General features: G+C 63.1%; 27 protein-coding genes, 1 tRNA gene and 1 riboswitch. Of the genes, 23 read left to right on the plus strand and 5 right to left on the minus strand.

Features of this window, described 5'->3' with window-relative positions; genetic code table 11:
* Positions 1–4 precede the first annotated feature (4 nt).
* From CFE42_RS12105 to CFE42_RS12115, 3 genes are read left to right on the plus strand one after another with little or no spacing between them, the layout of a single operon-like run.
* Entirely contained in the window at positions 5–3373 is a 3369-nt protein-coding gene (locus tag CFE42_RS12105) for a PilC/PilY family type IV pilus protein (RefSeq protein ID WP_004629530.1), read from the plus strand.
* A 10-nt stretch (positions 3374–3383) separates the two neighbouring features.
* Positions 3384–3743 carry a hypothetical protein gene (locus tag CFE42_RS12110; RefSeq protein ID WP_004629529.1) on the plus strand — a complete coding sequence of 120 codons (360 nt, stop codon included), beginning with the start codon at positions 3384–3386 and terminating at the stop codon, positions 3741–3743.
* Positions 3740–4174 carry a type IV pilin protein gene (locus CFE42_RS12115; protein WP_004629527.1) on the plus strand — a complete coding sequence of 145 codons (435 nt, stop codon included), beginning with the start codon at positions 3740–3742 and terminating at the stop codon, positions 4172–4174. Before CFE42_RS12110 ends, CFE42_RS12115 begins: the two co-directional genes overlap by 4 nt.
* A 45-nt stretch (positions 4175–4219) precedes the next feature.
* Here CFE42_RS12115 and nrdR read toward each other — a convergent pair whose 3' ends face one another.
* The gene (gene nrdR, locus CFE42_RS12120) at positions 4220–4684 is read right to left on the minus strand and encodes a transcriptional regulator NrdR (protein ID WP_004629525.1); all 465 of its coding nucleotides are present in this window, start codon (positions 4682–4684) and stop codon (positions 4220–4222) included.
* Positions 4685–4818: 134 nt separating this feature from the next.
* Positions 4819–6066 (minus strand): serine hydroxymethyltransferase, encoded by a 1248-nt coding sequence (gene glyA, locus CFE42_RS12125; RefSeq protein ID WP_037027468.1) that lies wholly within the window; start codon positions 6064–6066, stop codon positions 4819–4821.
* A 133-nt stretch (positions 6067–6199) separates the two neighbouring features.
* Positions 6200–6328, minus strand: a riboswitch (ZMP/ZTP riboswitch).
* 138 nt (positions 6329–6466) lie between these two features.
* Here glyA and ydfG point away from each other — a divergent pair.
* From ydfG to CFE42_RS12220, 19 genes are all read left to right on the plus strand, one after another.
* A complete protein-coding gene (gene ydfG / locus CFE42_RS12130; RefSeq protein WP_004629521.1) occupies positions 6467–7219 on the plus strand; it encodes a bifunctional NADP-dependent 3-hydroxy acid dehydrogenase/3-hydroxypropionate dehydrogenase YdfG in 753 nt (250 codons plus the stop codon).
* Between the two features lie 69 nt (positions 7220–7288).
* Positions 7289–7693 (plus strand): tol-pal system-associated acyl-CoA thioesterase, encoded by a 405-nt coding sequence (gene ybgC, locus CFE42_RS12135; RefSeq protein ID WP_004629519.1) that lies wholly within the window; start codon positions 7289–7291, stop codon positions 7691–7693.
* Positions 7690–8382, plus strand: coding sequence for a protein TolQ (gene tolQ / locus CFE42_RS12140; protein ID WP_004629517.1), 693 nt, complete (start codon positions 7690–7692; stop codon positions 8380–8382). The genes ybgC and tolQ overlap by 4 nt, the downstream gene beginning before the upstream one ends.
* Before the next feature lie 12 nt (positions 8383–8394).
* Positions 8395–8829: a protein TolR gene (gene tolR / locus CFE42_RS12145; protein ID WP_004629515.1), complete on the plus strand. Its 435-nt coding sequence runs from the start codon at positions 8395–8397 to the stop codon at positions 8827–8829.
* Positions 8830–8866: 37 nt separating this feature from the next.
* Positions 8867–9895 carry a cell envelope integrity protein TolA gene (gene tolA, locus CFE42_RS12150; protein ID WP_004629513.1) on the plus strand — a complete coding sequence of 343 codons (1029 nt, stop codon included), beginning with the start codon at positions 8867–8869 and terminating at the stop codon, positions 9893–9895.
* Positions 9896–9991: 96 nt separating this feature from the next.
* Positions 9992–11266 carry a Tol-Pal system beta propeller repeat protein TolB gene (gene tolB / locus CFE42_RS12155; RefSeq protein WP_238563747.1) on the plus strand — a complete coding sequence of 425 codons (1275 nt, stop codon included), beginning with the start codon at positions 9992–9994 and terminating at the stop codon, positions 11264–11266.
* Positions 11267–11295: 29 nt separating this feature from the next.
* Complete coding sequence (gene pal / locus CFE42_RS12160) at positions 11296–11817, plus strand: peptidoglycan-associated lipoprotein Pal (RefSeq protein WP_004629508.1); 522 nt, start codon at positions 11296–11298, stop codon at positions 11815–11817.
* 68 nt (positions 11818–11885) lie between these two features.
* Entirely contained in the window at positions 11886–12671 is a 786-nt protein-coding gene (gene ybgF, locus CFE42_RS12165) for a tol-pal system protein YbgF (protein ID WP_004629505.1), read from the plus strand.
* A 163-nt stretch (positions 12672–12834) separates the two neighbouring features.
* A complete protein-coding gene (gene queC / locus CFE42_RS12170) occupies positions 12835–13509 on the plus strand; it encodes a 7-cyano-7-deazaguanine synthase QueC (RefSeq protein WP_004629504.1) in 675 nt (224 codons plus the stop codon).
* Between the two features lie 6 nt (positions 13510–13515).
* Positions 13516–14631 carry a YeeE/YedE family protein gene (locus CFE42_RS12175; RefSeq protein WP_004629501.1) on the plus strand — a complete coding sequence of 372 codons (1116 nt, stop codon included), beginning with the start codon at positions 13516–13518 and terminating at the stop codon, positions 14629–14631.
* A gap of 52 nt (positions 14632–14683) precedes the next feature.
* Positions 14684–14759: transfer RNA gene (locus tag CFE42_RS12180), tRNA-Lys, on the plus strand.
* A 272-nt stretch (positions 14760–15031) separates the two neighbouring features.
* Positions 15032–15802: a TIM barrel protein gene (locus CFE42_RS12185; RefSeq protein ID WP_004629499.1), complete on the plus strand. Its 771-nt coding sequence runs from the start codon at positions 15032–15034 to the stop codon at positions 15800–15802.
* Positions 15803–15831: 29 nt separating this feature from the next.
* Complete coding sequence (locus CFE42_RS12190; protein ID WP_004629497.1) at positions 15832–16821, plus strand: sugar kinase; 990 nt, start codon at positions 15832–15834, stop codon at positions 16819–16821.
* A gap of 59 nt (positions 16822–16880) precedes the next feature.
* Positions 16881–18161 carry an MFS transporter gene (locus tag CFE42_RS12195; RefSeq protein ID WP_004629495.1) on the plus strand — a complete coding sequence of 427 codons (1281 nt, stop codon included), beginning with the start codon at positions 16881–16883 and terminating at the stop codon, positions 18159–18161.
* 4 nt (positions 18162–18165) lie between these two features.
* A complete protein-coding gene (locus CFE42_RS12200; RefSeq protein WP_037043916.1) occupies positions 18166–19140 on the plus strand; it encodes an NAD(P)-dependent oxidoreductase in 975 nt (324 codons plus the stop codon).
* Between the two features lie 79 nt (positions 19141–19219).
* Complete coding sequence (locus CFE42_RS12205) at positions 19220–20284, plus strand: LacI family DNA-binding transcriptional regulator (RefSeq protein WP_037043913.1); 1065 nt, start codon at positions 19220–19222, stop codon at positions 20282–20284.
* Positions 20281–20766, plus strand: a complete 486-nt coding sequence (locus CFE42_RS12210) for a nucleoside 2-deoxyribosyltransferase (protein ID WP_004629489.1) — start codon at positions 20281–20283, stop codon at positions 20764–20766. The genes CFE42_RS12205 and CFE42_RS12210 overlap by 4 nt, the downstream gene beginning before the upstream one ends.
* A 101-nt stretch (positions 20767–20867) precedes the next feature.
* Complete coding sequence (locus CFE42_RS12215) at positions 20868–22040, plus strand: acyl-CoA dehydrogenase family protein (RefSeq protein WP_004629487.1); 1173 nt, start codon at positions 20868–20870, stop codon at positions 22038–22040.
* An 89-nt stretch (positions 22041–22129) separates the two neighbouring features.
* Positions 22130–23044, plus strand: coding sequence for a TauD/TfdA family dioxygenase (locus CFE42_RS12220; protein WP_004629485.1), 915 nt, complete (start codon positions 22130–22132; stop codon positions 23042–23044).
* 11 nt (positions 23045–23055) lie between these two features.
* On the opposite strand, the gene CFE42_RS12225 is transcribed toward CFE42_RS12220, so the two are convergent.
* From CFE42_RS12225 to CFE42_RS12235, 3 genes are read right to left on the minus strand one after another with little or no spacing between them, the layout of a single operon-like run.
* A complete protein-coding gene (locus CFE42_RS12225) occupies positions 23056–23517 on the minus strand; it encodes an NUDIX hydrolase (protein ID WP_004629483.1) in 462 nt (153 codons plus the stop codon).
* Position 23518: 1 nt separating this feature from the next.
* The gene (gene fetB / locus CFE42_RS12230; RefSeq protein ID WP_004629482.1) at positions 23519–24328 is read right to left on the minus strand and encodes an iron export ABC transporter permease subunit FetB; all 810 of its coding nucleotides are present in this window, start codon (positions 24326–24328) and stop codon (positions 23519–23521) included.
* Positions 24325–24999, minus strand: a complete 675-nt coding sequence (locus CFE42_RS12235; protein ID WP_004629480.1) for an ATP-binding cassette domain-containing protein — start codon at positions 24997–24999, stop codon at positions 24325–24327. Before CFE42_RS12235 ends, fetB begins: the two co-directional genes overlap by 4 nt.
* Positions 25000–25309: 310 nt before the next feature.
* Between CFE42_RS12235 and CFE42_RS12240 the strand changes: the two genes are divergently transcribed.
* Complete coding sequence (locus CFE42_RS12240) at positions 25310–25675, plus strand: hypothetical protein (protein ID WP_004629479.1); 366 nt, start codon at positions 25310–25312, stop codon at positions 25673–25675.
* Positions 25676–25689: the final 14 nt, after the last annotated feature.

Here is a 25689-nt window from a genome sequence, read left to right on the forward strand (position 1 = left end):
GGCCATGAAGACACAATCTTTCTTAGTCAAGGCGCTCGCGCTGTTGATCAGCTCGCTGCTGCCGCTGACAACTAACGCGGCGCTGCTCACCATCGCGCAATATCCGCTGTTTCTGTCGAGCAACACAGCCACCCCCAATATTTTGGTGGTCTATGACAACTCGCAGTCCATGGACGGGACGATGACGGGCAAGTTGATCGCGGGCAACGATCCGACCACACGTGGCAACATTGCGCGCTCGGTGATTACGTCGACCATCTCGAACTATCGCACCCAATTCAACTGGGGCCTAGCGACGTTCGATGCTCCGGGGCCCAGCCTGTACAACACGTATGCCTACTTCTTTGGGAGCGCCAGCACCATGGTGTTCACAAATGACTGTGTCAACGGCATTTCCGCATCGAACGGCGGCCTGCGCTGCGTCCCGAATCCGCAATCGGGTGCCTCGTATTCGTATTTGACTTACGAGCTCAGTGGCGATGATCCTGCCATCAATGACGTCTTGTACTACAACGGTACGTGGCCGTATCCGTGGGCTATTGGCTTATCGGGGGGGACGACCAGCAATCCCAATACCAATTACAACGGGTGCCGGAACCACGCCAACGTGTCGACCTGGAATTCCGGTGACTTCTCGGGTTGCCAGCAAGTTGGCTTTACCCCGACCGACGCCGGGTTTCTGCCGGGCAATCCTCCTTACTCACGAATGATCTGGCTATCGCGTGCGTGGGGCTACTATGCCAACATAAGCGGGTCCGGCAAAATGCTGGAAGCTGTGCAGGCGGATTCGCCCTCGCACTACCAGAATCTGATCGATTATCTGGCGCCGGAGACAAACTCAAATTCAGCAGCGAGCGGCCACAGCAAGCTCGAAATCAAGAACGGGGCGGTGGCTACACCTCTCTCTGGCAGTCTGCAAACGGCGAGGAGTTACTTCGCGGGCTCGCAGGCTGGCTATTCGACGCCTGTGACTCAAAGTTGCCAGAAGAACTTTGTGCTGTTAGCGACCGATGGCAACCCCACCGGCAAGACCGATGGTTCGATGTGGGCGCTTTCCGATCAGCAAAGCACCTATAACTCGAGCACTGGACAGTGGACGTTCTCCAACGCTGCGAACGATGTGTTCAGTCAAATCACGGCGTTACGCAGTACGAGCGTTAAGGGTTATACGAGTCCCTTTGACATTCAGACCTACGTGGTCGGGATGGGTAGCACGGTGTCCAACCCCGCTTCGGTAGCTGCGCTCAACCAAATGGCAAAGCTCGGGGGGACGGGCAATGCTTACCTGAGCACGGATCCCGCAACGCTGCAGCAGCAGTTCCAAAGCATCGCGGCGGACATTACCACCAAGGTGGCAGCGGCTTCGGCCGTTTCCCTGAACGCGGGTTCCTGGGGGACAGGCACTGCCTTGTATCAGGCCAAGTTCAGCAGCGCCGACTGGTCGGGGCAGTTGCTTGCATATGCCATTAACTCGGACGGTTCGATCGGCAGCCAACTCTGGGATGCCGGCCAGCAGATCAATTCCCAGAACTGGGATACCGGGCGCCAGATCCTGACGTACAAGCCGTCTGCGGCTCTTGGCGCTCGCGGTATTCCGTTCCGGTGGCCTGTATCGCCGGGTTCGCCGAAGGCGACCGAGATGGACGCGGCGCAATCGACCAAGCTGAACTACAACGCCAGCCAGACCACCAACGATGGCTATGGCTCGCAGCGTGTGACCTATCTGCGTGGCAACAATGCCAACGAAGCCAATACGTGTGGGTCCTGCACACCTTCGTTTCGCAATCGTCCGACGAGCAAGCTGGGCGACATCATTCACTCATCGCCGAACTATGTCGGCGCGCCTGCGTTCAACTATCCAGACAACATGGAGAGCGCCCCTTACTCCGCATTCGTATCGACTTGGCGCAATCGAACGCCGATGATCTACGTCGGAGCCAATGACGGCATGCTGCACGGCATCAATGCGTCTACGGGGAAAGAGTCGATGGCCTATGTTCCGGCGGCCATCTACAGCAACCTCAGTATGCTGACCGCTCCGACATACACACACCAGTACTTCGCGGACGGCTCCGTCACGGTGGGGGACACCTTCTATAAGAGCGGGTGGCATACGTTGCTGTCAGGCGCGCTGGCCGGTGGAGGACAGGGCATTTTCGCGCTCGACGTCACCGATCCGTCGAAGTTCACCGAGTCGACTGCGAGCCAGGTCGCGCGCTGGGAATTCACCGACGCGAATGACGCAGACATGGGCTATAGCTTTGGCCAACCGTTGATCGTCAAAACAAACAACGGAAGGTGGTCCGTTATTGTGGCCAATGGTTACAACAGCACGCAGTCTGATGGTGCGGCGAGCACGACCGGCCACGCAGTGCTGTTTGTGTTGGATGCAGAAACCGGAGCGGTCACTGCAAAGATCGATACGAACGCTGGCACTACTGCTGCGCCAAATGGCCTGTCAGGACCTGTCGCCGTTGATACCAACGGGGATGGCATTGCCGACGTTGTTTATGCCGGCGATCTGGCGGGCAACATGTGGAAGTTCGACCTGTCGAGCAGCACGGTCAGCAATTGGGGGGTTGCATTTGGTACCTCCGGCAGTCCGCAGCCGTTGTTCAGTACGGGGGGGCAGCCGATTACGGTACGCCCGGACGTGACTCGAAATTTGCAAGGTAACTACCTCCTGGTCTTCGGCACGGGGCAGTACTTCACAACGACCGATACAGCGTCGACGGCTGGACAGACCTTCTACGGCATCATCGACAAGGGCGCCACGATCAGCGGCCTGTCTAATCTTCAGCAGCAATCGGTGTTGGGCACAACAACGGGTCCTGACGGCAACACGTATCGCATCACGACACACGCCGTAGGAGCGCCAACCTTGGACGCGCTTCGGTCCGGCGACAATGCAATTGCACTTGGGTCCTACAACAGCTCGAAGCTCGGTTGGTACATCAACTTGCCGACTACCGGAGAGCGTGCTGTGACAGATGCGACCATTCGTTCGGGTCGTGTGATTTTTAACACTGTCATCCCGTCCACCGCCCAATGCAGCGCCGGGGGTACCGGCTGGGTGATGGAGCTGGATGTCTTTACGGGCAACCGTTTGGATAGTCCGACCTTCGATACCAATGGCGACGGAGTCATCAACAACTCGGATCTACTCCAATATGGCGGTTCGCCCGCCAATACGAGTGGTCGACAAGTCGGCTCAATTCCCGCTGCTCCGGGCTTTTTGCAGCCCATCCAAGCACCGGGCGCCTCGCCATTTGAAAACAAATACGTCAATACTTCGGCGGGTGCCATTCAAGTGATTGGTGAAACGGCAGGTAAGGGTTCCCGTGGCCGTGTTGCATGGCGGCAATTGAACTGAGGGGGCAGGTATGAAGAAGCTATGTGTGATTGCCACCTTTGTGCTGGCAGGCAATGCAGCATATGGTGCGCTGGCGGTGGGAGGTGGCGAGCCTGGTGGCGTGACGCCCAGCCCGGCGTCGAGTCGGGCGCGGCCCCATGCGAGTGAAGCACCTCGCATGATACGTGGCGTGGTCACCGCGCTCAATCTGGATAAAGGTGAGATCGACGTGCAGGGTAACCGCCTTCAGGTCGGTCGTGCGGTGCGCGTATTTGGCCCTGCTGGGGATGAGGGCCGCCTCTCGTCGTTGCGTCTGGGGCAAGAGATTCGTTTCCTGCTGGATCCAAAGGACGCCTCTGAACGGACGATTTCAGTTATCTACTTCCAATGAACACAGGACTCTCTCGCTCTCGGCGTTTGCCCCGCGGCTTCACATTGGTTGAGCTGATGATCACGGTCGCTATTGTGGGCATCCTCGCCGTCGTGGCGTATCCGTCGCTCAACGGCTACATACAAAAGTCCAGGCGCGCGGATGCCAAAACGGCATTGCTCGCGGTGGCTCAGAAAATGGAGCAATACCGCTCATTGGGCAACACCTACGCTGGCGCGACATTGGGCGCCAGCGGCGTTTACGCCAATACCAAGTCAGACAACGGCTACTACGCTCTGAGCTTCTCTGTCGTGCCTACGCAGACGGTCTATACGATTCAAGCCGTTCCGCAGGCCGGTCAGGCAACGGATGCATGCGGTACCTTCAGCTACGATCAGGCGGGGAATAAAATGGTATCTGGGGGCACGCTTACGGCATCGAGCTGCTGGTAGTCGTCGGCTGGAGCGCAGCGGCGATAGAAGCCGTTCGCGTGCGTGCTATTTCCGCACATTCGTCGCCGCAACCTCGTCCAGCACGTCCCGAAACTCAGCCAGATCCTCAAAACTCCGGTACACCGACGCAAAGCGGATGTACCCGATCTTGTCCAGCCGCTTGAGTTCGCGCATCACCAGTTCGCCCACGCGGTCGCTGCCGATTTCCTTCTCGCCGTGGCTGAGGAGTTTTTCTTCGATGCGGGCGATGGCCTCGTCGATGGCTTCGGCGGAAACGGGGCGCTTGCGCAGCGCCAGGCGCATGGAATCCTTGACCTTGTTGCGGTCGTAGTCGACGCGGCTGCCGTTCTTTTTGACGACGGCCGGGAAGAACAGCTCGATGCGTTCGTAGGTGGTGAAGCGGCGGTCGCAGGATTCGCAGCGACGGCGGCGGCGCACGGTGTCGCCTTCTTCCGACATGCGGGTATCAATCACCTGGGTGGCCGCGTGGCCGCAAAAGGGGCATTTCATGCCGGTGGTCTCCTCGGCAACCTCAAAGAACGCACTGCGCTAAAAGAACAACGCCGCGATGGCCCCTCATTCAATTCGGGGCGCATCGCGGCAGGGTACTACGTGGCCGGAAGATCCGGCCATCGGCGGATGCCTCAGCCGTAGACCGGGAACTGCTTGGTCAGCTCAGCCACCTTGGCGCGCACGGCGGCGATGTTGGCCTCGTCGTGCGGGTTGTCCAGTACATCGGCGATCAGGTGGGCGACCTTCACGGCCTCGGCTTCCTTGAAGCCACGCGTGGTCATGGCTGGCGAACCCAGGCGCACGCCCGACGTCACGAACGGCTTTTCCGGGTCATTCGGAATAGCGTTCTTGTTGACGGTGATGTGTGCATCACCCAGTACCTTTTCGGCTTCCTTGCCGGTGATCTTCTTGGCGCGCAGGTCGACCAGCATCACGTGGCTTTCGGTGCGGCCGGAGACGATACGCAGGCCGCGGGCCATCAGCGTTTCGGCCATGGCTGCAGCGTTCTTCACCACCTGTTGCTGGTAAGCCTTGAACTCGGGCGACAGTGCTTCCTTGAACGCCACCGCCTTGCCGGCAATCACGTGCATCAGCGGGCCGCCCTGGATGCCCGGGAAGATCGCCGAGTTAATGGCCTTCTCGTGTTCGGCCTTCATCAGGATCACGCCGCCGCGCGGGCCGCGCAGGCTCTTGTGCGTGGTGGTCGTCACAAAGTCAGCGTGCGGCACCGGGTTCGGGTACACACCGGCGGCGATCAGGCCGGCGTAGTGGGCCATGTCCACCATGAAGTACGCACCAATCGACTTGGCGATCTTGCCGATGCGCTCGAAATCGATGCGCAGCGCAAATGCCGATGCGCCGGCGATGATCAGCTTCGGCTTCTTCTCTTGTGCCAGGGCTTCGAGCGCATCGTAATCGATGTCTTCCTGAGCGTTCAGGCCGTAGCTGACCACGTTGAACCACTTGCCGCTCATGTTGAGCGCCATGCCGTGCGTCAGGTGGCCGCCTTCGGCCAGGCTCATGCCCATGATCGTGTCGCCCGGCTTGAGCACGGCGAAGAACACGCCCTGGTTGGCCTGCGAGCCAGAGTTCGGCTGCACGTTGGCAGCTTCGGCCCCAAAGAGCTGCTTCACGCGATCGATGGCGAGCTGTTCCACCACGTCCACGTATTCGCAACCGCCGTAGTAACGCTTGCCGGGGTAGCCCTCTGCGTACTTGTTGGTCAGTTGCGAGCCTTGCGCGGCCATCACGGCCGGGGAGGTGTAGTTCTCAGAGGCAATCAGCTCGATGTGGTCTTCCTGACGCTGATTTTCCTTCTGGATGGCGGCAAAGATTTCGGGATCGATCTGGTCGATCGTATAGCGGCTGCGTTCGAACATGGCGAGTGTCTGGTCTGAAACGAAACGGAAATGGCAGAGATCGGGCGAGGCGTGGGGAAACATGCGCGCGGCTTGAACGACTGCGCTCGGCGTTAGCCGATTGCAGAGGTGTCCGAGTCACCCTGTGCTTCCCATTCGCTGCCCAGGCGAGCGGCAGGCGCCGTTGTGCATGACGCCAGAAACCTTGCGCTTCCTCGTGGTCGCTGCCCACATGTCGAAGCCGCTGAAGCGGCTTCAGGATTCGCCAGTCGCGCAAGGTGGAATGGTTGTTCGCGAGTGTACGACAGCCCCATGGCCGCCGCAAGAAGCGGGCGTGCAGACACGCACATTGCGGTGCAATAAGGCACAAGGCTTCAGGTAAACTCTGATCTTTCGCTATTTCAGGTCCGGAGACACTTTCATGATCGTATTCGTGACCGGCGCAACCGCCGGGTTCGGCGCGGCCATCGCGCGGCGTTTCGTACAAGAAGGCCATCGTGTGATCGCGGCAGGGCGCCGCCAGGACCGTCTTGATGCGCTCAAGGCCGAGTTGGGCGACGCGGTGCTGCCGTTCGTGCTGGATGTGCTGGACGTCGATGCCGTTGCTGCGTTGCCGGGCACCCTGCCCGAGGGCTGGCGCGAAGTCGACGTGCTCGTCAACAACGCCGGTCTGGCTCTCGGCCTTGAACCTGCCCAGCGCGCTGACCTGACCGATTGGGACCGCATGATCGGCACCAACTGCTCCGGGCTGGTTCATATGACGCGTGCGTTACTTCCGGCCATGGTCGAGCGCAATCGCGGACACATCATCAATATCGGCTCGATTGCGGGGACGTACCCATACCCGGGCGGCAACGTGTACGGCGCCACCAAGGCGTTCGTCCGCCAGTTCTCGTTGAACTTGCGCGCGGACTTGACTGGTACCCGCGTCCGCGTATCGAACGTTGAGCCAGGTCTTTGCTCCGGCACCGAGTTTTCCAACGTCCGTTTCAAGGGGGACGATGCCCGCGTAGAGAAGGTCTACGAAGGCACGGAAGCGCTGACGGCAGACGATATTGCCGAGGCGGTCTACTGGATGGCGGCGCTTCCCGCGCACTTCAATGTCAACGCGATGGAGCTGATGCCCGTTTGCCAGTCATTCTCGGCCACCAGCGTGACGCGAGGCATGGCCTGAATTCGAGCGCAAGCCCTCGGCCAGTCGGTGGATGTCTGGCCGTCACTTGCGTCTTGGTAAAATTACTCGATGGCTTCTTTTGACTGGAACCTGCGCGTGTATTGGGAAGATACCGACGCAGGCGGCGTGGTGTTTTACGCCAACTATTTGAAATTTTTTGAGCGCGCCCGCACCGAGTGGCTGCGCGCGCTTGGGGTCGACCAGCAGGCTCTGGCCGACACGACCGGGGCCATTTTCGTGGTCCGCAGCACCGCCGTGGATTACCGCGCGCCGGCGCGCCTGGATGACCTGCTGCAGATCCGTTCGCGTATGGAACGGGTTGGCCCTGCGTCTGTCCAATTCGCCCAAGAAGGCTGGCGTGGCGATGTTTTGCTCGCATCAGGCACGATTCGTGTTGGATGTGTCGACCGGCTCACTTTCCGGCCGACCCCGATTCCCGCTCCCGTACTCGCAACCATCAAAGCCGCCGCATGAATCCCGTCGAGGTCACACAAGATCTGTCGATCGTCTCGCTGGTGCTGCACGCCAGCCTCCTGGTCCAATTCGTCATGGGCCTGCTGCTGGTGATGTCGCTGTTCTCCTGGACGTACATCTTCCGCAAAGCCTTCGCCCTGCGCGCCGCGCGCAGCCAGACCGAATCGTTCGAGCGCGATTTCTGGGCTGGCGGCGACCTCCAGGCGCTGTATCAGAGCGCCGCCAACAACCGCCACACCACCGGCGCGCTTGAGCGCATCTTTGAAGCCGGCATGCGCGAATATTTGAAAGCGCGTGAGCTGCAGCGCGGCGGCGGCGATCCGAGTGCCATCCTCGATGCTTCCCGCCGTGCCATGCGTGCGGCTTACCAGCGCGAGATGGACTCGCTCGAATCGCACCTGCCATTCCTGGCGTCGGTCGGCTCGGTCAGTCCGTATATCGGCCTGTTCGGCACGGTCTGGGGCATCATGAACGCCTTCCGCGGCCTGTCCAACGTGCAGCAGGCGACGCTGTCGGCGGTGGCGCCCGGTATTGCCGAAGCGCTGGTCGCCACGGCCATCGGTCTGTTTGCGGCCATTCCGGCGGTGATCGCCTACAACCGCTACGCCACCGAAATGGACCGCCTGGCCAACCGGTTCGAGAGCTTCATGGAAGAGTTCTCGAACATCCTCCAGCGCCAGACGCGCTAAGGAGTCGCGCTCATGGCTACCATCCAGCGAACGCGCCGCGCCCGACGGGCCAAGGCTGACATCAACGTTGTTCCGTACATCGACGTGATGCTGGTGCTGCTGGTCATCTTCATGGTGGCGGCACCCGTGGTGAACCCGGGCGTGGTCAATCTGCCCTCGGTGGCCAACGCCACGCCGCAGCAGACCCAGCCGCCCATCGTCGTGACGATCAAGGGCGACGGCACGATCCTTGCTCGCATCAAGACCGGTTCGGGAGCAACCGAGCAGAAGCTCGCCAACAACAACGAGCTGCGCGCATTTGTGAAGCAGCGCACTGACGAAAATCCTGATCAGCCCGTCGTGATTGCCGCCGACAAGTCGGTCCAGTATGACCGCGTGCTGACCGTGATGAGCGTGCTCAAGGGCGATGGCGTGAAGCGCGTCGGCCTGATGGTGAAATCGTCATGAGCACGCTGAAGAATCCGGGCGAGGCAACCTGAACGTCATGGCTACGACGTCGTTGCACCGTTACGAGCCTGTTCGCGAGCGCGGCACGCTGCGCGCATTCGGGCTGGCGGTCCTGACACACGTTCTGCTGATCATCTTTCTGTACTTTGGCGTGCAGTGGCAGAGCAGCACCCCGCGCGGCGAGGAAGCCGAACTGTGGGACGAGGCGGCGGTTCAGCAGGCCGTGCAGCAGGCCGCGCCGGTGCCCGAGGTCAAGCCCGAACCGGTGATCAAGGCACCGCCGGCCAAGGTGGAAGAGGAAGCCGATATCGCGCTGGAGCAGCAGAAGCGCAAGCGCGAGCAGGAAGCTGCCGCCGCCCGTGAGGCCGAACTCGCCCGCCGCGCCGCCGAAGAACGCGCCGAAGCCCAGCGTCAAGCCCGTCTGAAGGAAGAGCAGCAGGTGCGTCAGGCGGAACTCCAACGCAAGGCCTTGGCAGAACATCAGGCCAAGGAAAAGGCCGCTGAGAAGGCTGCCGCGGACGCAGCGCAGGCCCGCAAGAATGCACAGCTGCAAGCCCAGGCCGAAGCGAAGGCCAAGGCGGAAGCCGATGCGAAGCAGAAGGAATTGAAGGCCAAGGTCGCCGCAGAAGCCAAAGCCAAGGCCGACGCCGAGCATAAGGCGAATGAGTCGCGCGCCAATGCACAACGCCAGGCGCAGTTGGACCGTCTGCGTGCGATGGCGGGTGCGGGTGCGACGGGCACGGTGGCGGGCTCCGGCGGCGGTGTCGGCAATGCCCAAGGCACGGGCGGTACGGCGTCGGCAGGATATGCCGAGCGCGTACGGGCCAAGGTCAAGCCGAACATCCTGTTCGATCCTTCGGCCGTCAATGGCAACCCGTCGGCAGTGGTGTCGGTGCAGATGGCGCCGGACGGTTCGATCCTGTCCAAGCGCCTGACGAAATCGAGCGGCAATGGCGCCTATGACGAAGCGGTGATGCGTGCGGTCGAGCGCTCCGACCCGCTGCCACGCGATACCAACGGCAAAGCGCCGTCGAGCGTCATCCTGACGTTCCGGCCGAAGGAATAACGGGTTGGCGCTCCTCAAAGTGGCGCTGGCCGGCGTACTCAGATTCCGGATTTGACAGTAGGGAAGATGAACATGATGCGAACGATGTGGATCCCGATGTTCCGACGCGCTGCGCAGGCACTGCTGCTGACCGCAGCGTGCGCCGGCGTGGCCCATGCCCAGCTCAATGTGGAGATCTCGGGCGTCGGCGCCAGCCAGTACCCGATCGCGATCGCCAACTTCCAGGGCGAGGCGCAGGCCCCGCAAAACCTCTCGGCCATCGTCCGGGCAGACCTGGTGCGCAGCGGCCGCTTCTCGAACGTCGATGTCGCGGGCGCCGTGGTACCGGAGAGCCCCGCACCTGACCTGGGTGCCTGGAAAGCCAAGGGCGCCGCAGCATTCGTGGGCGGCACCGTGACCCGTAACGGCGACCGCTACGAAATCCGCTTCCGCCTGTACGACACCGCCAAGGGCGAAAGCCTGGGCGGTCTGTCGCTTACGCGCGGCCCCGGCCAACTGCGCCTGGCCGCACACGAAATTGCCGATTACATCTACCAGAAGCTGATTGGCGAGCGCGGTGTTTTTGCAACGCGTCTGTCGTACGTGTCCAAGGTCGGCCGCCGCTTCCAGCTGCAGATTTCCGACTCGGACGGCGCCAACCCGCAGATCGCATTGACGAGCAACGAGCCGATCATCTCGCCGGCGTGGTCGCCGGATGGCACCAAGGTCGCGTATGTGTCGTTCGAGAGCAAGAAGCCGGTGGTGTATGTGCACGACCTGGTGGCAGGCCGCCGCACGGTCATCTCGAACCAGAAGGGCAACAACTCTGCGCCGGCCTGGTCGCCGGACGGCCGTCATGTGGCGGTGTCGCTCTCGCGCGATGGCAATACGCAGGTCTACCTGGTCAACGCCGATGGCTCGGGCCTGCGCCGCCTGAGCCGCAGCAGCGCGATCGATACCGAGCCGTCGTTCTCGCCGGATGGCCGCTCCATCTACTTCACCAGCGACCGCGGTGGCGCACCGCAGATCTATCGCATGTCGGTTGACGGCGAAGAGGCGGGCGGTGCGCAACGCGTGACGTTCAAGGGCAACTACAACACGAGCCCGCGTGTGTCGCCAGACGGCAAGCTGCTGGCGTACATTTCGCGCGTGGGCGGTGCCTTCCGCCTGTACACGCAGGATTTGTCGAATGGCGATGTGAACGCGTTGACGGACACCTCTAACGATGAATCGCCGAGCTTTGCGGCCAACGGCAAGTTCATCCTGTATGCCACGCGCGTTGGCGGCAAATCGGTGTTGGCCGCTGTGTCCACCGATGGCCGCACGCGTCAGGTTCTTTCCCTCCAGGCCGGCGAAGTTCGTGAGCCGGCGTGGGGTCCTTTCATGCAATAACGAAGCTGTTCCAACAGGAGAAATCGGACATGTCGAAGTCCCAAACCATGATCAAACTTGCAGCCATTGCCGCGCTGCTGGCCCTGGGCGCTTGCAGCTCGGGCGTGAAGCTCGATGACACCGCCAAGAACGGGACGGGCGGTGCCGCTGGCACGGGCGCTGACGCCCGCACGGTGACCCCGGTGGACGTGGGCCGCGACGAGCTGACCGACCCGAACAGCCCGCTGGCCAAGCGCAGCATCTACTTCGATTTCGACAGCTACTCGGTCAAGTCGGAGTACCAAGGCCTGCTGGGTCAGCACTCGCGCTACCTGCAATCGCACAACCAGCGCAAGGTCCTGATCCAGGGCAACACCGACGAGCGCGGCACGAGCGAATACAACCTCGCACTGGGCCAGAAGCGTGCCGAGGCCGTGCGTCGCGCCCTGTCGTCGATGGGCGTGCCTGACAGCCAGATGGAAGCCGTGAGCCTGGGTAAGGAAAAGCCGCAAGCGACCGGCCACGACGAAGACTCGTGGGCACAGAACCGCCGCGCCGACATCGTCTACTAATCGGTATGGTTTGAAGTGGAACGCGCCGGCTGCGAGGTTGCGGCCGGCGTTCTTACGTTGGCAATCACATGAATACGATGATGAAACAGCGCGCTTATGGGGCCATGCGTCGGGCCATCCTGATGGCGACGCTCGTCGCGGGTGGCGCCCTCACCGTGGCCGGCCCGGCGGCAGCGGGGGTGTTTGACGACGATGAGGCGCGCCGCGCCATCATCGACATGCGCGACAAGTTCAACAACTTCCAGTCGACGGCGGCCCAGCGCATCGATCAGAACAGCAAGAACCTGATCGACGCGCAAAACCAGATCGAGACACTCAAATCCGAAGTGGCGCGCCTGCGCGGGCAGAACGAAGTCCTGCAGAACAGCGTCGATACGCTGACCAAGCAGCAAAAGGATTACTACGCCGACCTCGATGCGCGCCTGAAGAAGTTCGAGCCGCAGCAAGCGACGGTGGACGGTCGCGAAGGGATGGTCCAGCCGAACGAGAAGCCGGAATACGACGCTGCGCTCAAGGCGTTCCAGGGCGGGGACTTCAAGGGCGCGGGCAACCAGTTCTCGGCGTTCGTGAAGAAGTATCCGCAAAGCCCGTATCTGCCGCTGGCGCAATTCTGGCTGGGCAACGCGCTCTATGCGCAGCGCGACTACAAGGGCTCGAGCTACGTGCTGGAGAACATGGCGCGCAGCAATCCGCAGCATCCGAAGGCGCCCGATGCCCTGCTGCAGGTGGCGACCAACCAGGGCGAGTCTGGCCAGAAGGCGGCCGCACGCAAGACGCTGGAATCGGTGGTCTCGCAGTATCCCGGCACCGAGCAGGCTAAGACGGCGCAAAGCCGTCTGAAGTCGATGCGCTGATCGGCAAGCCGTCCGGCATGTAAACAAACGCCCGCCCGTGGCTGCACCGGCGGGCGTTTTTTCATGGACCGCTGAATAGCGGGCATATGCCCGGTTGGGCGCGGGCAGGGCGGCGGCACGCTAAAATGCGGGCCTTCCCGATTTGCATTGCAAGGCTTCGCCCATGAAAAAACGCGCCATCGTCCTGCTCTCAGGCGGCCTGGACTCTGCCACCGTGCTTGCCATGGCCAATGCCGACGGCTTTGAGACTTACGCGCTGTCGATGCGCTACGGCCAGCGCCATTCGTCCGAGTTGGAAGCAGCCAAGAAAGTGGCGGCGGCGCTCGGCGCAGTGCGCCATGAAATCGTCGATCTGGACTTGCGCAAGTTCGGGGGCTCCGCGTTGACGGACGATGCGCTCGATGTACCGACCGACGGTGTGCAATCGGGCATCCCGATCACGTATGTGCCGGCACGCAACACGATCATGCTGTCGCTGGCGCTTGGCTGGGCCGAGGCGGTTGGCGCACGTGACCTGTTCTTTGGCGCGAATGCCGTGGACTACTCCGGCTATCCGGATTGCCGTCCCGAATACGTTGCCGCGTACGAAACGCTGGCCAACCTGGCGACGAAGGCCGGCGTGGAAGGCGAGCGCATCCGCGTGAACGCACCCATCATCAACATGACCAAGGCGGAGATCATCCAGGCCGGTGTGCGGCTGGGCGTGGACTACGGCCTGACCGTGTCGTGCTACAAGGCCGACGACGCCGGCCGCGCTTGCGGCGCGTGCGATTCGTGCCGCATCCGCAAGGCCGGCTTTGAAGCCGCGGGCGTGCCCGACCCCACCCGCTACGTCTGAGGCACCATGCCCGATATCGATCTCAACGTGTTGTCCCACACAGTGCTGTGGGGCACGTTTGCGCTGACGTTCGTGTTTGGCGCGATCCTTCAGCGCACGCACTTCTGCACCATGGGCGCGGTGTCCGATGTCGTCAACATCGGCGACTGGAACCGGCTGCGCATGTGGGCGCTGGCCATCGGCGTGGCCATGATCGGCACGGGATGCCTGAGCTGGCTTGGCCTGATCGATACGAGCAAGACGATCTACACGGCGAGCAAGCTGCTGTGGCTGTCGTCGCTGGTGGGCGGGCTGTTGTTCGGCTTCGGCATGGTGCTGGGCTCGGGGTGCGGCAGCAAGACGCTGGTGCGCATCGGCGGCGGCAATCTCAAGTCGGTCGTGGTGTTCGTGTTCCTGGGGCTGGCGGCGTACATGACGCTCAAGGGCGTGTTTGGGGTGGTGCGTGTGGCGACGGTGGACAGCGTAGCCGTTGCGTTGCCGACGTCGCAGGATCTGCCGAGCGTGCTGGGCCACGCGTTCTCCACCGATGCGCGCGCGCTGCGTCTCGTGCTGGCGCTGGGGATCGGCGGGGCGCTGTCGCTGTGGGCGCTGCTGGGGCGCGATTTCCGCACGGGCGACAACCTGCTGGGCGGCATCGGCGTCGGGCTCATCATCGTCGGCATGTGGTACGTATCGGGGCATCTCGGTTACGTGCAGGAAGATCCGAACACGTTGCAGGAAGCGTTTGTGGCGACCAACAGCGGGCGCATGGAAGCGCTGAGCTTCGTGGCTCCGGTGTCGTACACGCTGGAGTGGCTGATGTTCTTTAGTGATACATCGAAGGTACTGACGGTCGGCATTGTGAGCGTGCTTGGCGTGATTGCAGGCTCGGCAGCGGTGGCGCTGGCCACGCGCACGTTCCGCTGGGAGGGCTTTGCCAATGCCGAGGACACGGGCAACCACATCATTGGCGGCATCCTGATGGGCATTGGGGGCGTCACGGCGCTCGGTTGCACGATCGGGCAGGGGCTGTCGGGCGTGTCGACGCTGGCGATCGGTTCGTTCATCGCGCTGGCCGGCATCGTGATCGGTGCGGTGCTGGCGTTCCGCTACCAGATGTGGCGAATGGAGCAGCTCGTTTGATCTGGTGAGCGTTGACAGAATCGCAGATATCTTCCTATAATCGCGGTCTTTGGGGTCTTTAGCTCAGTCGGTAGAGCAGTAGACTTTTAATCTATTGGTCGCGGGTTCGAATCCCGCAGGACCCACCAAAATTCGAAGGGCTGACAGGCAACTGTCGGCCCTTTTTGTTTGGCCGTGCTCCGCACGATTGCCGTCTCCTTCCGCTTTTGGTGGCCGGGCTTTTCACATCGACAGCGCGGTGTGCCTTCCCGATAGCGCCATCGCACTGACCGCCGCCGATCAAATGGCCGACGGGTCGCATCGGCTACCGCCGCTAGGGATTTCCTCTATAGCGCTCAGGATCTGCAGCCACCAACATAGCTCCAATTGGAACCGGTTCCATAACGGAAAAAGCGCACACATGGCAGATATCGTGATCGTGGCGAGCGCGTTCGGCGCCGCTCAGGTGCGCGCGCAGGGGCATCACGCCTATGTTCCCCTGGCCGCGTCGGTCGGCGCAGCCGGCTTCGAGGTGCGGCGTGAATTGTTGCCCGCTGGGCTGGATGGCACGGTATCGGCTGACTTACTGACTGCATTGGGCCGCCTGATGGCAGCGCATGGTCTGTGGGCGGTCTATTCCACGCCGGCCGCGCTGTACACGGACGTCGGCGCTCTGGACACGGTCGCTGTCCGAGGTGCGCTGGTTGAAGCGCAAACCTTGGGTGCGCGCATCGTGAAGTTCCAGCTTGGCGGCTTTGCCGGCGATGCGTCGGCGGAGTTGCTGGCCCGACTCCTGCAAGGCTGGCGCGCACGGGTGCTGGTCGAGAACGGTCAGCAGGCGGTGGGCGGGTCGCTGTCGCAGTTCCAAGGCTTGTTCGGCGCATTGGAAGCGGCGGACGTGGCCGACATGCTCGGCATGACGTTCGACGTTGGCAACTGGGAGTGGGCTGGCGAAACGCCGCTTACGTGCGCGCAGGCGCTGGCCCCGTACGTCGAATACATCCATTGCAAGAGCGTCGCGGGCGAGGGCGCGCGTCGCTTTGCCGTGGCGCCTGCGGGCAACGATGCGCGATTCGCCGCTGTGCTGGCCGCGCTGCCTGGCGATGTACCGCGCGGCATCGAATTTCCGTTCAACGCGGTCGATCCCGCCGCGGACGCCCATCAACATGTCATGTGGCTCAAGGCCGCCTGACGGGGACGCGACATCGAAGGAGCTTATGCATGTCACATACGTTGGATGTCATCACCTACGGCGAAGCCATGGCGATGTTCGTGGCGACGGCGCCGGGGCCGCTCGCGCAGGCCACGCAGTTCACCAAGCGGATTGCGGGTGCCGATCTGAATGTGGCCATCGGCTTGAGTCGCCTCGGTTTTCGCGTCGGCTATGTGAGCCGGGTGGGGCAGGATTCGTTTGGCGAGTACGTGCTGGAAACGCTGGCGCGCGAACGGATCGATGTCTCATGCGTGGCGGTGGACCCGCAATATCCGACTGGTTTCCAGCTGAAGTCGCGGGCCGACGACGGCAGTGACCCGCGTGTGGAGTACTTCCGCAAGGGCTCGGCCGCCAGCCGGCTCTCGCGCGACGACTATGTCGCCGACTACGTGCTTGGCGCACGCCATCTGCATCTGACGGGCGTGGCCCCCGCAATTTCAGCGTCGTCGTGTGAACTGGCGTTCCACCTTGCGCGAGAGATGCGTGCGGCCGGGGGTTCGATCTCCTTCGATCCGAACCTGCGCCCAACGCTGTGGCCGTCCGCCGCGGAGATGGTAAGGACGCTCAACGCGCTGGCGTCGCTTTCCGATTGGGTGCTGCCCGGCCTGGCCGAGGGACAGCAACTGACCGGCTATGACACCCCGGCCGATATCGCGCGCTTCTATCTCGATCGAGGTGCGCGAGGTGTGGCCATCAAGCTGGGTGCGGCCGGTGCGTACTACCGGACCGCCGACGGAGCAGAAGGCATCGCCGACGGCGTGCGTGTAGCGCGCGTCGTCGACACAGTGGGCGCGGGCGACGGCTTTGCAGTGGGCGTTGTCAGCGCGCTGCTTGAAGGGCTGTCGCCCGATCTGGCTGTTGCGCGCGGCAACCGTATTGGCGCACTGGCGATCCAGGTGATCGGAGATTCCGAAGGCCTGCCGACGCGCGCCGCACTCGAGGTGCTTGAACAAACGGCCCGCATGGCATGCGAGCCGGAACCCATTTCCAACGTGTAACGCAGCGCTTCGACTGCCGCCCGTCACGGGCAACGCAAACCATCAAAGGAGACACGACCATGGCAACGCAACTGGCTGCGCGGCGCTGGTGGATGATCATGCCGATCGTCTTTATCACCTACAGCCTGGCCTACCTCGATCGCGCGAACTATGGCTTCGCGGCGGCGGCCGGCATCAATCACGATCTGGGGATCAGCCAGGGGCTCTCGTCGTTGATTGGCGCGCTGTTTTTCCTCGGCTATTTCTTCTTCCAGATTCCTGGCGCGATCTACGCAGAGCGCCGCAGCGTGAAGAAGCTCGTGTTCATCAGCCTCGTGTTGTGGGGCTTGTGCGCGGCGCTCACGGGCGTCGTGAGTGACATTCCAACGTTGATGGCGATCCGGTTTGTGCTGGGTGTGGTCGAGGCGGCCGTCATGCCGGCGATGCTCATCTACATCAGCAACTGGTTTACCAAGCACGAGCGTTCGCGCGCGAATACGTTTCTGATTCTGGGCAATCCCGTGACCGTGCTCTGGATGTCGGTGGTGTCGGGCTACCTCGTGCGCGAGTTCGGCTGGCGCCATATGTTCATCGCCGAGGGCGTGCCCGCCATCATCTGGGCCGTGTGCTGGTGGTGCCTGGTGCAGGACAAGCCCGCGCAGGCGCCGTGGCTGAACCCACAGGAAAAGCGCGACCTGGAACAAGCCTTGGCGACGGAACAGGCGGCCATCAAGCCGATGCGCAACTATGGCGAGGCCTTCCGCTCGCCTGTCGTCATCAAGCTGTGCGCGCAGTACTTCTGCTGGAGCATCGGCGTCTATGGTTTCGTGCTATGGCTACCGTCCATCGTGAAGAACGGCTCGTCGCTCGGCATGGTCGAGACGGGCTGGCTGTCGGCGCTGCCGTATCTGGCGGCCACCATCGCGATGCTCGCGGCGTCTTGGGCATCCGACAAGGTGGGGTCGCGGCGCGGGTTCGTCTGGCCGTTCCTGCTGGTGGGGGCCGCAGCGTTTGCCGCATCGTTTGCACTCGGCTCAACGCATTTCTGGATGTCGTATGTGCTGCTCGTGATTGCCGGTGCGGCGATGTATGCACCGTATGGTCCGTTCTTCGCGATCGTGCCGGAGTTGCTGCCGAAGAACGTCGCCGGTGGCGCGATGGCGCTGATCAACAGCATGGGCGCTCTCGGTTCGTTTGTCGGCTCGTACTTCGTTGGCTACCTGAACGGTGCCACCGGCTCGCCGCTGGCGTCTTACGCCTTCATGAGCGCCGCGCTCCTCGCGGCCGTGGTGCTGACGCTCTGCGTCAAGCCGCAACCGCGCGATGCTTACCCGCTCGCCCACCCCGTGCCTGGAAAATGAACTGATGAAACCGCTTGTCGTTGCCTACAAGCCTTTGACCGACGATGTCGCGGCTCAGTTGCGCGAGCATGTCGAACTCGTGCAGGTTGACGGCGCCGAGGCATTGACCGAGGCGCTTACAAAGGCCGAGGGTGCGATCGGTGCGAGCCTGAAGATCACCTCGCAGATGCTCGACCGCGCGCCCCGGCTCAAGGCGTGGTCCACGATCTCAGTCGGCTACGACAATTTCGACGTGCCCGATCTGACGCGTCGTGGCATTACGCTGGCGCACACACCTGATGTGTTGACGGAGTCAACTGCCGATACCGTGTTTTCGCTGATCCTCTCGTCTGCGCGGCGCGTTGTGGAACTAGCCGAGTGGGTCAGGGCCGGCAACTGGCAGCGCAGCATCGGACCCGAGCTTTACGGCACGGATGTTCAGGGCAAGACGATTGGCATCGTCGGCCTGGGGCGGATCGGTGCGGCATTGGCTCGCCGTGCAGCACTGGGTTTCCGGATGCGCGTCGTGTACACGAATCGGCATTCGCATCCCGAGGCCGAAGCGCAGTACGGCGCGCGCCGCGTGACGCTCGACACGTTGCTGGCCGAAGCGGATTTTGTGTGCCTGCAGGTGCCGCTGACGCCCGAAACACAGCACCTGATCGGGCCGGCGGAACTGGCCAAGATGAAGCGAGGCGCGATCCTGATCAATGCATCGCGGGGGCCCGTCGTCGACGAAGCGGCGCTCATTCATGCCTTGCGCAATGGCACGATCCGCGGCGCCGGGCTCGATGTGTTCGAGCACGAGCCGCTGCCCCCCGACTCGCCATTGCTGGCGATGAAGAACGTGGTGGTATTGCCCCATATCGGCTCCGCAACGCACGAGACGCGGCACGCAATGGCGCGCTGCGCGGCAGACAACCTGATCAAGGCGCTGGCCGGTACGTTGCGCGAGAACCTGGTCAATCCACAGGTGCTGGAGCACGCGCGCACCTTGTGAGTCGCGTGCCGGGATTGCGCTATGATCCTCGCACCCTGGCTCCGGTCCCTCGCGCCGACGGCCCGTTCTGAAGCGCATCGTGACTGATTTCCCATCCTCTTCCTCGCGCCCTGCGACCATCACCGACGTGGCCCGCGAAGCGGGAACCGGCAAGACCAGCGTGTCCCGCTATCTGAACGGCGAGATGCAGGTCCTTTCCGAAGATTTGCGACAGCGCATCGAAGCCGCCATCCAGCGGTTGAACTACCGGCCCAACCAAATGGCCCGTGGCCTCAAGCGGGGCCGCAATCGCCTGCTCGGCATGCTGGTGGCCGATCTGACCAATCCTTACACGATCGAAGTCCTGCAAGGCGTTGAAGCCGCCTGCCACGCGCTGGGCTACATGCCGCTCATCTGCCACGCCGCAAACGAGATCGAGATGGAGCGCCGGTTCGTCCAGTTGCTGACGACGTATCGGGTCGAAGGCTTGATCGTCAACGCGCTCGGCGCGGAAGAGGCCGTGTTGCGTCCGCTGCGGGGCGGCGGCATTCCCGCTGTGCTGGTGGATCGCACGGTAGAAGGGTTCGACGCCGACCTCGTGGGGCTCGATAACCGCGACGCCGTCCGGCTGGGCGTGCAACATCTGCTGGATCACGGTTTCGATGCCATCCAGTTCATCGTGCAGCCGTTTGAGCAGGTCAGTTCCCGGCGTGAACGCGAACTTGCCTTTCGAGAGGCGATGGCAGCGCGAGGGCGGCCAGCGGAGCCGACCGTGGTGCTCGACCCGAACGATCCGGCCTCAACTGAGCGTGCGCTGGCCGAGATCGATGCACGCATCGATGCGGTGTATCAGCGAGGCGGAAAACGACTCGCGCTGTTTGTTGCCAACGCGCCGGTCGCGCTCGTCGTTGCGCGACATCTGCGCACGCAGTTTGGCCCAGCCTGGCAGGAGCGGGCGGCGCTGCTGTCGATCGATGATCCAGAATGGGCCGAGTTGATCGGCACCACCACGATCCGGCAACCAACGTATGACATCGGCTACAAGGCGGTCGAATTCGTGCATGAACGCATCGAAGGCGTGAGTGGGGCTGCCCGTGTCGTGTTGCTGCCCGGCACGCTGGTCGAACGTGCTTCGACGGTGCATTCGACGCAGGCCGCGTCATGACGTTGCGCCTGTATCTCGCGGGGCCGGACGTTTTTCGTCCGGAGCCCATTGCGCACGGCGAGGCGCTCAAGGCGTTGTGCGCCGAGTTTGGCTTTAGCGGCCTGTACCCGCTGGATAACACGATCGCTCCCCAGGCAGATGGGCCTGCTACCGCCGCTGAAATCTACCGGCAGAACATCGCGCTGATCGATCTGGCGGATGCCGTGATCGCCAACGTGGCGGATTTTCGCGGGCACGAGCCCGACTCCGGTACGTGCTTCGAAATCGGCTACGCCATCGCCCGCGGCAAGGAGGTGTGGTGCTACAACGTGCCCGCCGTGCCGCTCGTCGGGCAGGTGCAGAACGCCAATGGCAATGATGCCGACGGCTGGGTCGTGGAAGATTTCGGCCTGTCGCGCAACCTCATGATCGCTTGCAGTTGTCACCTCGTCGTGGGTGATGCGCGCGCGTGCCTCGAGCGCATGCGCGTGCACTACGCATAGTCGCGCGCTGGATATGCGTATGCGGATTGCTTCCTTCAAGGCGGTCGGGGCCATCCGTATAGTGCCTGCACCGGATGACGTCTCCGACGCGAGGCAAGCGCATGAAGCTCGACGATCTGCATCAACTCCCCGACCTTACGCAGCTGCTGGCTGATCTGGCGGCCACCGCTGCGCAACGCGACCAGCAAGGCGGCCATGCCGCGCACGAAAAAGCTGCGATTTCGCGCGCGGGTTTGCTGCCGCTGGTCATCCCTACGCAGTACGGCGGAGCGGGCGTCAGTTGGGAGGATGCCTTTGCCACGGTGCGTGCCATTGCGGCAGTCGACAGCTCGCTTGGGCACTTGCTTGCTTTCCAGTATCTGCAAACTGCGACCGTCTATCTGTACGGCTCCGACGCGCAGCGGGAACGCTTCCTGCGGCCGACCGTAGAACTGGGCTGGTGGTGGGGCAACGCCGTCAATCCGCTCGACCATCGCCTGCGTGCACAGCGTTCGGGCAGCGGCTGGCTGCTCGATGGCGAAAAGGGGTTCTGTTCCGGCGCGCTCGGCTCCGACGTGATGGTCGTATCTGCCCACGACGCGGCCAGTGGCAACCCCGTCGTTGCGGTGGTGCCGACAGCGCGCTATGGCATTACGGTGCGCGACGACTGGCATCCGATCGGGCAGCGCCAGACCGACAGCGCATCCGTGCAATTCCGGCACGTGCAGGTCAGCGAAGATGAAGTGCTGGTCCGCCCCGAGGTCGTCCTCACGCCATATCAAACGTTGCGTTCCTGTATCGCGCAGAACGTATTGGTGAATCTCTACACCGGCATTGCCGCAGGCGCGCTGGACGAGGCACGCAAGCACACGCTGCAATCGTCGCGGCCATGGATCACCTCGGGTGTGGAGCGCGCGGCGGACGATCCTTACCAAATTCACCGCTTTGGCGAGATGCGCGTGCAATTGCTGGCTGCAGAAGCGCTGGCCGATCGCGCCATCCAACGGTTGGATCGCGCGTGGCGTAAAGGCGTTGCGCTTTCGCCCCAAGAGCGTGCCGAGGTGTCTCTCGCCACGGCCGAAGCCAAGGTGGTGGCGCATCGTGCCGCGTTGTTCATCGCCCAGGAGTTGTTCGAGGCGACAGGCGCACGTTCAGCCAAGGCGGCGCTGGCGCTCGACCGTTTTTGGCGCAACGCGCGCACGCACACGCTGCACGACCCGCTCGACTACAAGCTGCGCGCCATCGGCCGTTACGCGCTGGAAGGCGTCCTGCCTGACGCCACCATCTATGGCTGAGCGCTTATCGATCTGCGCATTCCTTCGTTGGCACACGGCCGGGGCGGGCGGTGTAATGTGAAATTCGTCTATTGCCGCGCCCTTACATCATGTCCGACGCCGTTGTTGCCGCCGTTTTTCCCACGGATGCTCCTGCCGTTCACACGGCTCGATTCCACATTCGCCGCCTGCCCGACGCTCCGCTGGGCGCAGAGATTCTTGGCCTGGGCGATGCCGCCGATCTGTCTGATGCCGACATTGCCGCCATCCGCCAAGCCTGGCTGGCGCACGATGGCCTGCTGGTCTTCCGCGACGTGCAATTCACGCCGCATGCGCAGGTGACGTTCAGCCGCCGTTTCGGACCGCAGCAGGTGCATGTGCTGAACCAGTTCCATCTGGCCGGGTATCCGGAAATCCTGGTCGTCTCCAACGTGGTCGAGAACGGCAAGCCGATCGGCTTGGGCGATGCGGGGCGCGATTGGCATTCCGACCTTTCGTACAAGCCGCTGCCGAGCCTCGGTTCGATGCTGCTCACGCGCGAGTTGCCGGAAGAGGGCGGCGATACGCTGTTCGCCAACATGGTGCGCGCCTACGAAACGCTGCCGGCCAATCTCAAGCGCATCATCGAAGGCCGCCGTGCCGTGCATTCGTATGTGTACCGCTATGAGCGATTGCGTGCGCTGTCGACCTGGCGTCCGCCGCTCACGCAAGCGCAGCGCGACGCCGTGCCGCCGGTCGATCACCCCGTTGTGCGCACGCATCCGGAAACCGGCAAGCGTGCACTCTTCGTCAACGAGGGCTTCACCTCGCACATCATCGGCTTGCCGGAAGACGAGAGCACCAGCGTGCTGGAGCAGCTCTTCGCCCACAGCATCCGCGCCGACAACGTCTACACGCACCGCTGGTGCCCCGGCGACATGCTGTTCTGGGATAACCGCTCCACCATCCACTTTGCGCCCGGCTGCCCAGACAAGTATCGGCGCACGCTGCATCGCACGACCATCGAAGGGGACGTGCCGGTTTAGGCGCTGTTCGTCTACAGCCCGGACTCGGCCAGACGGGCATCAATACTTGGCAGTGTCAACGTCTGCGCAAACAGGCGCGTGAGCGATTGGCTCGCATATTGGGGCAGCTCTTCGGCCGCGGTCCAGCGGTATGCGTCCATCTCGGGGATGAGCCGGCCGGTGCGGTAGCTGTGGAACATCGACGTGCACGTCAGCGTGTCAAGCGCAACTTCCGCCCGGCGCAGGCGCGTTGCGAATAGGTGCAGCTCCTTGTCACGGCGATAGGGAAAACGGCCGAGTTCGATCAGTGCGTGGCCGTCGAGCACAAGACCGGTTTCCTCGCGCGTCTCGCGCAGGGCGGTGTCGCGGTGGTTCTCGCCCGGGTCGGGCGCGCCTTTGGGGATGTCCCAGTGGCGCGTTTCAGTGGCGTGGGCGAGGAGCACCTCGCCATCTTCGTTGAGCAGCACGAGGCCGCAGGATAGGGCGATCGGCATGCTATTTCGTTCCGCCGCGTTGTGTGATGCGTGCAGTCAGCAACTGGTGCTCACGGCTGAACAGCCGGCGATAGGCCAGCAGCACGGCCGCAACCGTCCCCAGCCCAGAAGCTGCCGCCAGCAGGAACATGATGACGATCTGGTAGCGCACGGCCTCCAGTGGAGACTGCCCGGCCAGCACCTGGCCCGTCATCATGCCGGGCAGGCTCACCACGCCCACCACGGTCATCTGGTTGATGATCGGTGTCATGCCGGCGCGCACGGCCGTTCGTGCTGCATTGCGCGCCGCTTCCCAGCGCGTGCCGCCGAGCGCAAGAATCGTCTCCACTTGGTCGCGCGTGGCAGTCAGCTCGCCGGTCATGCGCTCGAGCGCCAGGCCTACGCCGGTGAGCGTGTTGCCAAGAATCATCCCCATGATCGGGATGGCGTATTGCGGCTGATACCACGGATGCGCATGCAGTACGACCACCAGCCCGATCGCTCCGATCAGCCATGTGCTGCCGAAGACCGACAACGTGCCGTCCAACCGCAGTCCGGCATAGCCGCGTGCGCCTCGACTGCCAGTCGCGTGCCCTGCAATGAGCGTCATGACGGTCACGATGCCCAGCACCACCGCCCATTGCGCGTGGGCGAATACCCATTCGAGCACGAACCCCACCGCCAGCAATTGCACCACGGTGCGCACGGCCGCCCACGCCAGGCGTCGCTCGAGCCCAAGCCCCAGGCCGATGGACAGCGCACCGTTCACGAGGATCAGCGCAGCCGCAATGCCGACCTGCCAGGCGGAAAGGGGGAGGTCCTGGCCGTTCATTGCTCGGGCCCCGTGTCGAGTTGCCCGGCAACCATCTTCCAATGCTGCCGGCCGATGCGCTCTGCTTGCGCCGAATCGTGTGTCACCCACATCCACGCATGCCGCTCGGGTGCCTGCGCAAACCAATGCTGCAACAGCGCCTCGACCGCATGCGCAGAGGCGGGGTCAAGGGCCGCCGTAGGCTCGTCGAGCAGGAGGACGGTCGGCCGTGTCTGTAGTGTGCGAACCAGCGCCGCGATCTGTGCTTCACCGCCGGAAAGATCGGCGGCGTTCTTGTCGAGAAAGCTGGCGTCGCGCTCGGCACCCACAAGCAAGGCGATAGCGGCGTCCCGATCGAAGCCGGTGCTTTGGCGCCGCACGTGCAGCTGATAGGGCAGGCGCAGGTTGTCTTCCACCGTACCGGGCAGCAGCGCTGGGCGCTGGCGCACGTACGCCACGCGACAGCGATAGGCCGGAACCGCGCGCGGACCGATCCCTTGGCCATGCCATGTCACTTGCCCATCATCGAGCGGATCGAGCAGCGCCAGCGCGCGCAGCAGCACGCTCTTGCCCGCGCCGGATGGCCCGGTCAGCGCAATGCGGTCGCCTGCCTGCACAGCAAGCGTGGCAGATTGCAGCAGCGTGACACCGGTGCGTGCATCGCGGCGTTGGAGGTGGGTGGCGGCCAGCATGGTGGGGCGAGTGTGTTGCGTACGGTATGGCATCAATGCGTTGCATTTATGCATTATGCATATGAGCGGGGGGAGTGGTCCTCCACCGTAATCGTCAGTACGCCTGCGCAGGCGCAGTGCCGTCGCCTCGTGGTTACGCCATCCACGCGTCATGCGGAATGGTCCCTAGCCCAAACGGAGCAGTGCCAATGCCTTGGCCAGTGGCCGATGTCGGACGAATCCGACATGCCATTCAGCGACGGGCGGGTCGCCATTTGCGCATCCCGGGCATAGCATCGAAGCGTCACCAGAAGAAGCGATGGAGGGCGCCATGGAGACCGACAAAGTGCAAGTTGCCCACCCATGGTGGCAGCCGGGAGTCTTTGCATCTGCGCTGGCGATTTTTTTGTGGATCTGCGCGGAGCTGCCTCCCGATATGCTTGGCACCATCTTCCATGCGGGTACGTCGCCCGATTCTCTTCGGCATGTTGGTGACACCCTGTTCGTGATTGGCTGGACCGCCAGCGGCGCGCTGATGTGGGGTGGCCGACGGCGTGTCGCGCATGACGCTGACGTGACAGCGCAGCCGGCTGAGGCGGAAGTTGGCGCCACTGGTCAACCGCACGGGCTTGCTGGTTTGCGCCAGAGCATGGCCCGGCGGTGGGAGCGCGTGCGTCATCCGATTCCGCTGCACTGATATTGCGCTGCCGC

The organism is Ralstonia sp. PBBBR1 (genome assembly GCF_002256165.1).
In the GTDB taxonomy this organism is placed as follows: Bacteria; Pseudomonadota; Gammaproteobacteria; order Burkholderiales; family Burkholderiaceae; genus Ralstonia; species Ralstonia thomasii.

What these genes read in the sequence shown, in the direction of transcription:
- tolA (WP_004629513.1), top strand. Translation starts at nt 8,867, where the DNA reads ATGGCTACGACGTCGTTGCACCGTTACGAGCCTGTTCGCGAGCGCGGC.
- tolQ (WP_004629517.1), top strand. Translation starts at nt 7,690, where the DNA reads ATGAATCCCGTCGAGGTCACACAAGATCTGTCGATCGTCTCGCTGGTG.
- ydfG (WP_004629521.1), top strand. Translation starts at nt 6,467, where the DNA reads ATGATCGTATTCGTGACCGGCGCAACCGCCGGGTTCGGCGCGGCCATC.
- fetB (WP_004629482.1), bottom strand. Translation starts at nt 24,328, where the DNA reads ATGAACGGCCAGGACCTCCCCCTTTCCGCCTGGCAGGTCGGCATTGCG.
- CFE42_RS12195 (WP_004629495.1), top strand. Translation starts at nt 16,881, where the DNA reads ATGGCAACGCAACTGGCTGCGCGGCGCTGGTGGATGATCATGCCGATC.
- tolB (WP_238563747.1), top strand. Translation starts at nt 9,992, where the DNA reads ATGTTCCGACGCGCTGCGCAGGCACTGCTGCTGACCGCAGCGTGCGCC.
- CFE42_RS12185 (WP_004629499.1), top strand. Translation starts at nt 15,032, where the DNA reads ATGGCAGATATCGTGATCGTGGCGAGCGCGTTCGGCGCCGCTCAGGTG.
- CFE42_RS12190 (WP_004629497.1), top strand. Translation starts at nt 15,832, where the DNA reads ATGTCACATACGTTGGATGTCATCACCTACGGCGAAGCCATGGCGATG.
- tolR (WP_004629515.1), top strand. Translation starts at nt 8,395, where the DNA reads ATGGCTACCATCCAGCGAACGCGCCGCGCCCGACGGGCCAAGGCTGAC.
- queC (WP_004629504.1), top strand. Translation starts at nt 12,835, where the DNA reads ATGAAAAAACGCGCCATCGTCCTGCTCTCAGGCGGCCTGGACTCTGCC.
- ybgF (WP_004629505.1), top strand. Translation starts at nt 11,886, where the DNA reads ATGAATACGATGATGAAACAGCGCGCTTATGGGGCCATGCGTCGGGCC.
- CFE42_RS12240 (WP_004629479.1), top strand. Translation starts at nt 25,310, where the DNA reads ATGGAGACCGACAAAGTGCAAGTTGCCCACCCATGGTGGCAGCCGGGA.
- CFE42_RS12235 (WP_004629480.1), bottom strand. Translation starts at nt 24,999, where the DNA reads ATGCTGGCCGCCACCCACCTCCAACGCCGCGATGCACGCACCGGTGTC.
- CFE42_RS12115 (WP_004629527.1), top strand. Translation starts at nt 3,740, where the DNA reads ATGAACACAGGACTCTCTCGCTCTCGGCGTTTGCCCCGCGGCTTCACA.
- ybgC (WP_004629519.1), top strand. Translation starts at nt 7,289, where the DNA reads ATGGCTTCTTTTGACTGGAACCTGCGCGTGTATTGGGAAGATACCGAC.
- CFE42_RS12200 (WP_037043916.1), top strand. Translation starts at nt 18,166, where the DNA reads ATGAAACCGCTTGTCGTTGCCTACAAGCCTTTGACCGACGATGTCGCG.
- CFE42_RS12210 (WP_004629489.1), top strand. Translation starts at nt 20,281, where the DNA reads ATGACGTTGCGCCTGTATCTCGCGGGGCCGGACGTTTTTCGTCCGGAG.
- glyA (WP_037027468.1), bottom strand. Translation starts at nt 6,066, where the DNA reads ATGTTCGAACGCAGCCGCTATACGATCGACCAGATCGATCCCGAAATC.
- pal (WP_004629508.1), top strand. Translation starts at nt 11,296, where the DNA reads ATGTCGAAGTCCCAAACCATGATCAAACTTGCAGCCATTGCCGCGCTG.
- CFE42_RS12225 (WP_004629483.1), bottom strand. Translation starts at nt 23,517, where the DNA reads ATGCCGATCGCCCTATCCTGCGGCCTCGTGCTGCTCAACGAAGATGGC.
- CFE42_RS12105 (WP_004629530.1), top strand. Translation starts at nt 5, where the DNA reads ATGAAGACACAATCTTTCTTAGTCAAGGCGCTCGCGCTGTTGATCAGC.
- CFE42_RS12175 (WP_004629501.1), top strand. Translation starts at nt 13,516, where the DNA reads ATGCCCGATATCGATCTCAACGTGTTGTCCCACACAGTGCTGTGGGGC.
- CFE42_RS12220 (WP_004629485.1), top strand. Translation starts at nt 22,130, where the DNA reads ATGTCCGACGCCGTTGTTGCCGCCGTTTTTCCCACGGATGCTCCTGCC.
- nrdR (WP_004629525.1), bottom strand. Translation starts at nt 4,684, where the DNA reads ATGAAATGCCCCTTTTGCGGCCACGCGGCCACCCAGGTGATTGATACC.
- CFE42_RS12215 (WP_004629487.1), top strand. Translation starts at nt 20,868, where the DNA reads ATGAAGCTCGACGATCTGCATCAACTCCCCGACCTTACGCAGCTGCTG.
- CFE42_RS12110 (WP_004629529.1), top strand. Translation starts at nt 3,384, where the DNA reads ATGAAGAAGCTATGTGTGATTGCCACCTTTGTGCTGGCAGGCAATGCA.